The organism is Pseudomonas onubensis (assembly GCF_965653655.1).
Classification (GTDB): Bacteria; Pseudomonadota; Gammaproteobacteria; order Pseudomonadales; family Pseudomonadaceae; genus Aquipseudomonas.
In genome coordinates this window covers 1-1,564 of record NZ_CBFHAZ010000204.1, presented here as the reverse complement: position 1 = coordinate 1,564, position 1,564 = coordinate 1, and the positions used below count along the sequence as shown (strand labels likewise).

Below are 1,564 nucleotides of genomic sequence, written 5' to 3'. Positions count from 1 at the left end.
GTTTCGGGTCTATTCCCAGCGACTAGACGCCCTATTAAGACTCGCTTTCGCTACGCCTCCCCTATTCGGTTAAGCTCGCCACTGAAAATAAGTCGCTGACCCATTATACAAAAGGTACGCAGTCACCTAACAAGTAGGCTCCCACTGCTTGTACGCATACGGTTTCAGGATCTATTTCACTCCCCTCTCCGGGGTTCTTTTCGCCTTTCCCTCACGGTACTAGTTCACTATCGGTCAGTCAGTAGTATTTAGCCTTGGAGGATGGTCCCCCCATATTCAGACAAAGTTTCTCGTGCTCCGTCCTACTCGATTTCATGACTAAGAGATTTTCGCGTACAGGGCTATCACCCACTATGGCCGTACTTTCCAGAACGTTCCGCTAATCTCAAAGCCACTTAAGGGCTAGTCCCCGTTCGCTCGCCACTACTAAGGGAATCTCGGTTGATTTCTTTTCCTCAGGGTACTTAGATGTTTCAGTTCCCCTGGTTCGCCTCTTACGCCTATGTATTTAGCGTAAGATAACCATCTTATGATGGCTGGGTTCCCCCATTCAGACATCTCCGGATCAAAGTCTGTTTGCCGACTCCCCGAAGCTTTTCGCAGGCTACCACGTCTTTCATCGCCTCTGACTGCCAAGGCATCCACCGTATGCGCTTCTTCACTTGACCATATAACCCCAAGCAATCTGGTTATACTGTGAAGACAACACTCGCCGAAAATTCGAATTTCTCAATTAAGAGAACTCACAAATTTTACCTTAGCCTGATCCGTTACCAGTGAAAGTAACGTTCAGTCTATCTTTCTATCACATACCCAAATTTTTAAAGAACGATCTAATCAAAGACTAGAAATCAATATTCATCATCAGCCTGATGGAATGCTCATTTCTAAGCTTTCTTAACGTAGAAGCAGTAGTGGTGGAGCCAAACGGGATCGAACCGTTGACCTCCTGCGTGCAAGGCAGGCGCTCTCCCAGCTGAGCTATGGCCCCGTATTTCTACAGGCGTTTCCCACACAAAATTGGTGGGTCTGGGCAGATTCGAACTGCCGACCTCACCCTTATCAGGGGTGCGCTCTAACCAACTGAGCTACAGACCCAATTTCGGGCTGCTTCTTATCGTCTTCTTCAATGAATCAAGCAATTCGTGTGGGAACTTATGGAGCAGCTGATGTCGTCGATTAAGGAGGTGATCCAGCCGCAGGTTCCCCTACGGCTACCTTGTTACGACTTCACCCCAGTCATGAATCACACCGTGGTAACCGTCCTCCCGAAGGTTAGACTAGCTACTTCTGGTGCAACCCACTCCCATGGTGTGACGGGCGGTGTGTACAAGGCCCGGGAACGTATTCACCGCGACATTCTGATTCGCGATTACTAGCGATTCCGACTTCACGCAGTCGAGTTGCAGACTGCGATCCGGACTACGATCGGTTTTGTGGGATTAGCTCCACCTCGCGGCTTGGCAACCCTCTGTACCGACCATTGTAGCACGTGTGTAGCCCAGGCCGTAAGGGCCATGATGACTTGACGTCATCCCCACCTTCCTCCGGTTTGTCACCGGCA

Annotated in this window: 2 tRNA genes and 2 rRNA genes; all 4 read right to left on the bottom strand. The window is 49.9% G+C overall.

The features are described 5' to 3' along the window. Positions 1-668: ribosomal RNA gene (locus ACTD9P_RS29560) — 23S ribosomal RNA — on the bottom strand; the annotation flags it as partial. Positions 669-915: 247 nt separating this feature from the next. Continuing rightward, positions 916-991 (bottom strand) — tRNA-Ala (locus ACTD9P_RS29555). 30 nt (positions 992-1,021) lie between these two features. Beyond that, a tRNA-Ile gene (locus ACTD9P_RS29550) sits at positions 1,022-1,098 on the bottom strand. A gap of 82 nt (positions 1,099-1,180) precedes the next feature. Further along, positions 1,181-1,564, bottom strand: a 16S ribosomal RNA gene (locus tag ACTD9P_RS29545); the annotation flags it as partial.